This is a genomic window from Pseudomonas sp. Sample_21 (genome assembly GCF_004307525.1).
Taxonomy (GTDB): domain Bacteria; phylum Pseudomonadota; class Gammaproteobacteria; order Pseudomonadales; family Pseudomonadaceae; genus Aquipseudomonas; species Aquipseudomonas atacamensis.
Genome location: NZ_RCNZ01000047.1, coordinates 66,858 through 73,541 on the forward strand (window position 1 = coordinate 66,858; position 6,684 = coordinate 73,541).

Here is a 6,684-nt window from a genome sequence, read left to right on the forward strand (position 1 = left end):
TCAGGCCTTCCCGACCAGTTTGGCCAGTTCGAGGAAGCGATCGACGTACCAATGAGGCTGCGTCTCGCGTGGGGATTGGGGGTTGGTCAGGTTCTTGCCGTAGGCCATGCCCTTCTCGGTCACCGTCCAGAACGGAACCATTTCCTGTTTGGAGTTCTTGCGCTGGAGCTGCTTCAGAAAGCCCTTGGCTTCCAGTGCGCGGTTGAACGCAGCGGGTGAAACGCGCATGCCACTGTCTTTCAGCAAGGCCGTGGCTGACTTGGTGGGCATTGAGGATCCGCCGGTAGCATCTGGCGCGGCGTCGACGGCGTAGCCTGGGAGAAACTTCGGGTCGAGACCGTTGTTTTGGGCGATCTTCGTGAGCATGGCCATCTGGCAGGACGGAGCCGGCTTCAGCAGGCGCGTGAAGCACTCCATGATGGCGATCTCGCCAACGACCTTGGTGCCATTGAGCAGAACCTGCTCACGGGCGCCCTGCTGCTGCTCCAACTCCCGCCAACGGCGAATTACCTTCATGCGCATCGGGGCGCTGTAGCCGGTGAGCAGGCAGTCGGTGTGTTCGCGGTCGAGCATGTATTCGACCTGCTCCCGGTTTTGACCGTCCAGATAGATGTGCTCAAAACTGAGTACATCTAATTTCAGTTCTTTCAGCATCGCAGCGATGTCGCGCTTCACGTTGGCATGCCGCTTGCCGGTGACGTTAGCGATCTCGCGGGAGGACATCGTGGTACGCGACACGTTTTCAGAATTTGAAAAACGTGTCGCGACACTGTTGGGGGTATTGCTGGATTCTGTGTGTTGGTGCATGATTCGCTCCAGTTGTTTACCGCTGTAGAAAAAGCCGACCTCGTACGTCGGCTTTTTTGTGTCTCAAATTCAGGCTGCCTTCACGGACTGCTTGAACACTTCCAGGCTGACGATTACTTCCTCAGCCTCCTTGAGCAGACTCGTTTTCTCGACCGAGCAGACTCGACCATCAGCCTGTGCGTCGAAGGCCAGACGCGTAACGTCGGCAAGATCGGCGTGCAGTCGCAAAAGTGCGGCGTTGAGATTGATGCCTTCCGGCTTTTCCTTCGGAACAAGGTCGAAACCGAACGCCTCCGCCCATGCTTTGAGCGGACGGAAGTCCTGGGTGAACTTCATGATCCGGTGCAGCTCTTCCACGTTCATGCGGTGGGTGTCGTAGTCCGGGTTGGCCTTCTGCGAAAGCAATGTCCGGGATTTGAAATCCGCGCCCTCGGCAATCTTTTTAGTGCCATGGTCGTCAACCACGTCGTAGATCGCTCTCATCAACTCCTGCATGTCACACCTCAAAAACTGTTACGTGGCTTTGCGCCACCAGCGGCGCGATCATTTGCTCAATGGAACGGCGGACAGGGATGTCAGGCGGCTTGTACCTTCTTTGCTGCCTTGAACTTTCCTTTGGAAAGAACCTGAATTTGGTACTGCCGTGATTCGGGGATGGTTTCCCCCCACATGGTCACAGCGCTCGGGCGGATGCCCAGTGCTTGTGCCAGCTTTGTTTTGCTGCCGAAGAATTCGGCGACTTCATGCGTATTCATTTCGCATCCTCGTTCGACCTTGGCGCAATTTCAGCATGCTTAATTGATCGAGTCAACGGCGTTTTCCGCCTACTGCATGCTTAAATTCAGTTAACTTAATATTGAGTCCATGGAAAGACATGAACGTATTGCCCGCGCTATACAGCTCAGCGGGAAAAAGAAGGGCGAAATTGCGGCGCTGTGCGGCGTCGCGAACTCTGCTGTCACTCAATGGATTACTGGCGAGAGCAAAAGCCTCCGGCCAGAGAATCTCTACGCATTGGCAAAAGCAACTGGCTTCAGAGCAGAGTGGCTTGCTATTGGTGAGGGTGCTGAGCAGGAGGCATCAGAGCCCAATGTCTCCATGCCTGAGCAGCCTTCTCAGAGCTTCCGCTACCCAGTGATCAGTTGGGTATCGGCTGGCTCCTGGGCCGAGGCTGTAGAGCCCTACCCTGCAGGCATATCGGATCGCTACGAGTTTTCCGAATACAACTCGAAAGGCCCAGCGTTCTGGCTTGAAGTCAAAGGCGACTCGATGACATCGCCAGTAGGTACGAGCATCGCCCAGGGCTCACTAATCTTGGTGGATACCGAAGTAGAGGCGGCGCCAGGCAAGCTTGTTGTGGCCAAACTTCCAGACAGCAACGAGGCGACCTTTAAGAAACTGGTCAGCGACGGCGGAAAGCTCTACCTAAAGCCGCTCAACCCCGGATACCCGACCGAAGTCTTTGATGAAAACTGCCGAATAGTTGGCGTCGTAGTGCAAGCAACACAGAAGTTTCACTACTGAGCTGGAGGTCGCCATGCCCCTCACCAAACCCGACCAAGAATTACGCCGCGACCTCCAGGGTACAGCCTCAGACCTCAAGTGGTCGGCGGTTGAGCTGATGCGTATCGCTGAGCGACTAAGCCTAGCGGGCAATGAGGCGGACGCTCAGGCAGTGATCCGGATATGCGTTGTGATGCAGGCTGGTGAGGATCGGCTGGAGCGGTACGCAGAACAGGTGAAGGCGGGAAGCATAAGCAGAACGTAACCTGAGCCGTACGGCTAATAAAGTTACGCATTCAAATTTAGCTCAGGGATAGTACGGCTATGTCGGACCTAGTAACAGCTGTCGAAATTGTTCGACAAAGCCATCAGGGAATATCCATAAAGCCATTCATTATTCGTGCTGACGATGGTGAAACCTACTTTGTAAAAGGGCTTTCCAAATCTGGCGGCCCGGCGCTGATATCGGAGTTGCTCTGCGCAGAACTGGGCAAAACCCTCGGCTTGCCTATTCCTCCGTGGAAAAAAATGGTCGTACCTCAAGACCTGATCGACTTCAGCGTGGTTCCCAACGTCTCCGATCTGGAGGGAGGATTAGCCTTCGCATCGCAAGCGGTCGAAAGCGCTGTAGATTTCAACATTGCCCATTTGAAATCCACCCCTCGGGACCTGATGAGAAAGGTTCTACTATTTGATTGGTGGGTGCAAAATGGAGACAGGATTCTCGGCCCAATGGGTGGGAACGTGAACCTAATATTGGACAGCCGTGGCGAGCTAGCCGTCATCGATCACAACCTGGCATTTCATAAGTCCTTCAATCCCGAAGAATTTCTTGAAGAGCACGTGTTCTGCGAGTGCCGCAAAGATTTCAGGGATTACCTCGTTCGTCAGGAATACACTGATATCCTGAGCAAGGCGTTGTCGAACTGGGATACGATCATCACCTTTTTGACCGAAGACTGGCTATATAGGGATGCAGACCTCATCGACCTGACCGAGCCAACGCTAGCAAGCCGGCTAGAAATTCTGCAGATGTTCAAGGAAGAGCGATTCTGGGGGGCCCTATGAGAATCATATGTAATTACTCAATTTTGAGGTTTCTCCCTTACCCAGAGACGGGTGAGTTTGTAAACATCGGGATAGTGCTGCTTGCCAATAATGGTGATTTTCGTTTCGTCGTAGAGACCAAGCGCCAGCGCGTAACAACATTTTTCCCAAGTCTTGATGCCAAGATTTTTATCAGGGCACGAAAAGAAGTAAATGCTGAGCTTGCTAGACTCAGCGGCTTTTTCACGAGCCATAGATCTGATCGCCAGGCGCTCTCTGCGACATTCAGTCACTTGGTGCATCCGCGGGAAACGATGATGCGCTTCAGTGAGCCAGGCTCAATAGTTGCGGCAAATTCAGACCAGGCACTAAAAGCTCTATTTGACCACTATGTGAAGCACAGCTTTGCGACAAAGGAATATCAGGAAGCAGCGCTAGAGAAACAGCTAGGCAGGCTGTTGGCTGACGTCAATTTGAAGCAACATTACGTGGATCGAAAGCTGGGCTCATCGGACTACCCAGTGAAATTTCCATTCGTACTGATTCAGGGTGGCAAGCCTGTGCAGGCAATCAAACCATTGCACCTTGGTCACGAAGAATCCGGAAAAATCTATGAACACGGGGATGCGTGGATATCAAGAGTGCGACGCCTAAGCGCTAAGGGCCAGCTACCACCAGATACCTTGTTTGTCGCAGGCCCTCCTATCGCTGGAAAGCCGAAGCTTTTTAAGGCTTATAAAGAGGTTTCGACAGAATTGAGCGCGTTTCCAGAGGTTCGCGTGATCAGCTCAGAAGAAGATCGAGCAAGCATGGTGAGTCTAATTAAGGAAGGTATTCCAGCATCGGCTGAAATAGCTTAGGTTGAGCCCGGCCCAGCGCCGGGCTTCTTCTTTCTGCCCTCCCCTGATCAGAGCTGTAACCGCCACTAAATGGGCCTCCTCCCCTTTCGGCTCGACCATGGTGGCGACAAGCCATGGATGGTAAAGTGCTGGCTCAATTACGGGAGGGATCCAATGAAAGGATTTGGAACGTTCGCGCTGATCGTCGGCCTGTGCTGGCTGATTTTCGCACTGAGCATGGACGTGTCAGTGCCGACCGGCGCTGGCGGGCGAGTCAACAACATGGGCTTGATGGCTGACCGACAGATACACACCATTGTTGGCGGGATGATCGCGCTCGCCGGCCTGCTCATGGTTCTGCTTGGCGGCAAAAGCTCCCCTGCTGCTGCCCAGGCAGAGAAAGACACGCGCCCCTGCCCTATGTGTGCCGAGAGCATCAAGACAGCGGCCGTTAAGTGCAAACACTGCGGTGCAGACGTTGAACCAGTAGCCGCCACAAAGCTGAAAAATGGATGGGTTGCATCAACTGCCTGCCGTGACGAAGAGGAGCGGCAGCGAACCATTGAGGCAATTACCAGCACCGGACTCCCGGTTGTTCCTATGATCGGCCTGGCTGTGGGTGCTGGCCCATTTGAAACGAAGGAAGAGGCAAAGCGGGCACTGGTCACTATGCGTGAGGGCCCGCGGCTATTCTGCGAGATCGTCTATAGAGACTCGGTGAGCGGCAAGTACCCGCCGATTGCGGACTGATCCATCAAGCTAAACAGAGCCCGCTATGCGCGGGCTTTTTCATGCCCACGAGAAAGCGGCTCGCAAAATATATGCAGTAATGCATAACTACGCTTGCCAATGCCAAAGAACGTAAATACTGTATATAGAACCAGTATAGATAAGGAGCGCCACATGCCCAGTCCAGCTTTCACCACATCGAAACTGTCCTCGTCGTATGAGTCGGCAGGCCGCCGCCTGCAAGCCCTGATCGCTGCTCCAAGCGTTCAAAAGGTACAGGCGGTCACAGTGGCGAGGCTGGATCACGAATCACCAGAGGACTGGCAGCGCCTACTGGATGAGATCGGCGAGACCTCTGGCGTCCGGGTCGAGACCCTGGAGGGCGGCACCGTCAGAATCGGCTGGCGAGAATACTGCGACGCATAAATGAGCCCGCCATTGAGCGGGCTTTTTATCGCCTCTAAATTTCAGCAATCTGAATTAATTTATTCAGCATGCTTGACACGGTTATTTCAGCTTGCTTAAATTCGTCTCAAGCCAGCACCGAACACCGCCGGCCAGTAGCGAAAGCCGCGCCGCTCTTTAACAACCAGCGCCATGAACGACTACCCGGCCAGTCCGGTTAGGTCACTCCCGGCTCCATCGGTGGGAGGTCAGTAAACCGATGAACAAAACCGCACTTGCCTCTACCGGCGACCGGCGATCCGACAGGCCCGAAAGCCTGCCCACGCGCAGCCCACTGCGACGGCGGACGAGGTGGTGACCGAACTGAGTGAATGACCTGGTAAGCGGGTGCGGAGAAACACGGAATTTTTCACTGATGCACCTGGTGACGGGTGCATTGGGAAAACAACCGGGAGTAAGTGAGATGGCCTACTACAAGACAAGCGATGCCGGTGTTCTGGCGGCTTGGAAGGCGTACAGAGAAAGCGCGGATCGTTTGCAGGTGCTGGGCGAGGAGTTCGCGAAGCGTTATGTAGGCGCCACCGCCCTGTTCCAAACCAGCGTGCACAGCGGTCGTAACTTCTACGGCCTGAAATTCAATCCGCCGATGCCGCAGCCGCTTTGGACAAAGCCAGATCCGAAGGCTGATGGTTCTCAGTTTCCGCGCTCGTCTCTTCCGCCGGGAACCAAAGGTGAAGAGCGTAAAGCGCTGAAGCTTGAGCTGGAAAAGCTTCAGGAGGAATTCAAATCCCATAAGCCCAAGGATAAAGCTGATCTCCAGCCCTTTTTGGATGCCATGGGCCTCGGCAGCGGCGCTTTGTTTTTCGCTGGCTATAAGCAGGTAGCCACGCCTGACTGCATCTACATCAGCACCTCAGCAAAGCCAAATGGCGTGATGACCGAAATCCTCGGCAGTGAGTTTGAGGCTGTCGAACGAGCCAATCCTTGACCAACCAGCGCCACGACAGCCTGTCGTTAACTGCCCGATCCTCTCTATGAGAGCGCATCGGGGTGTGATCTGAGTACCGTCTGGCTGCGTGATAGCCATGTCAGGCAAACGTCATGCAGATCACACCCCGATGCGGACGAAGCTGCCGCCTATAACCGCCCACCCGCATCACCGCAACAAGCAGATGAATGCCAGGGCTGACTGGCAAGTGTAAGACCTGAGGGATCGCGGGAATCGTGGCCGGTAGAGTGAGTAAGCGCCCAGATGGCCACGGCGAGTCCAAGAATAAGCGGCTGAAACCTTCGCCCCGGTGAAACTCCGGTGTCACTAAGGCCGCTAATAGTCATGCCGGGATCAGCTCCGGCC

The 6,684-nt window shown here is 54.7% G+C and carries 10 protein-coding genes; 7 read left to right on the forward strand and 3 right to left on the reverse strand.

The window, feature by feature from the left end; translation table 11 throughout:
- The 3 genes from D8U71_RS06955 to D8U71_RS06965 all read right to left on the reverse strand — a co-directional run bounded on the left by D8U71_RS06955 (window position 1) and on the right by D8U71_RS06965 (window position 1,562).
- A complete protein-coding gene (locus D8U71_RS06955; protein ID WP_347233375.1) occupies window positions 1–723 on the reverse strand; it encodes a Rha family transcriptional regulator in 723 nt (240 codons plus the stop codon).
- 153 nt (window positions 724–876) lie between these two features.
- Window positions 877–1,302: a phage regulatory CII family protein gene (locus D8U71_RS06960; RefSeq protein WP_130887473.1), complete on the reverse strand. Its 426-nt coding sequence runs from the start codon at window positions 1,300–1,302 to the stop codon at window positions 877–879.
- Window positions 1,303–1,382: 80 nt separating this feature from the next.
- On the reverse strand, window positions 1,383–1,562 hold the full coding sequence (locus D8U71_RS06965) for a Cro/CI family transcriptional regulator (RefSeq protein ID WP_123588034.1): 180 nt from the start codon (window positions 1,560–1,562) through the stop codon (window positions 1,383–1,385).
- Window positions 1,563–1,671: 109 nt separating this feature from the next.
- Here D8U71_RS06965 and D8U71_RS06970 point away from each other — a divergent pair, with 109 nt between their 5' ends.
- The 7 genes from D8U71_RS06970 (at window position 1,672) to D8U71_RS07000 (ending at window position 6,318) form a co-directional block, all read left to right on the forward strand.
- Window positions 1,672–2,331, forward strand: a complete 660-nt coding sequence (locus D8U71_RS06970; protein ID WP_130887474.1) for an XRE family transcriptional regulator — start codon at window positions 1,672–1,674, stop codon at window positions 2,329–2,331.
- Between the two features lie 13 nt (window positions 2,332–2,344).
- Window positions 2,345–2,575 (forward strand): hypothetical protein, encoded by a 231-nt coding sequence (locus tag D8U71_RS28565; protein ID WP_130887475.1) that lies wholly within the window; start codon window positions 2,345–2,347, stop codon window positions 2,573–2,575.
- A 59-nt stretch (window positions 2,576–2,634) separates the two neighbouring features.
- Window positions 2,635–3,378 carry a HipA family kinase gene (locus tag D8U71_RS06980; RefSeq protein WP_130887476.1) on the forward strand — a complete coding sequence of 248 codons (744 nt, stop codon included), beginning with the start codon at window positions 2,635–2,637 and terminating at the stop codon, window positions 3,376–3,378.
- The gene (locus D8U71_RS06985) at window positions 3,375–4,217 is read left to right on the forward strand and encodes a DUF3037 domain-containing protein (RefSeq protein ID WP_130887477.1); all 843 of its coding nucleotides are present in this window, start codon (window positions 3,375–3,377) and stop codon (window positions 4,215–4,217) included. Before D8U71_RS06980 ends, D8U71_RS06985 begins: the two co-directional genes overlap by 4 nt.
- 153 nt (window positions 4,218–4,370) lie before the next feature.
- Complete coding sequence (locus D8U71_RS28570) at window positions 4,371–4,946, forward strand: hypothetical protein (protein ID WP_241664210.1); 576 nt, start codon at window positions 4,371–4,373, stop codon at window positions 4,944–4,946.
- Window positions 4,947–5,099: 153 nt separating this feature from the next.
- Window positions 5,100–5,351 carry a DUF1654 domain-containing protein gene (locus D8U71_RS06995; protein WP_130887478.1) on the forward strand — a complete coding sequence of 84 codons (252 nt, stop codon included), beginning with the start codon at window positions 5,100–5,102 and terminating at the stop codon, window positions 5,349–5,351.
- A gap of 442 nt (window positions 5,352–5,793) precedes the next feature.
- Window positions 5,794–6,318, forward strand: coding sequence for a hypothetical protein (locus D8U71_RS07000; RefSeq protein WP_130887479.1), 525 nt, complete (start codon window positions 5,794–5,796; stop codon window positions 6,316–6,318).
- Window positions 6,319–6,684 lie beyond the last annotated feature (366 nt).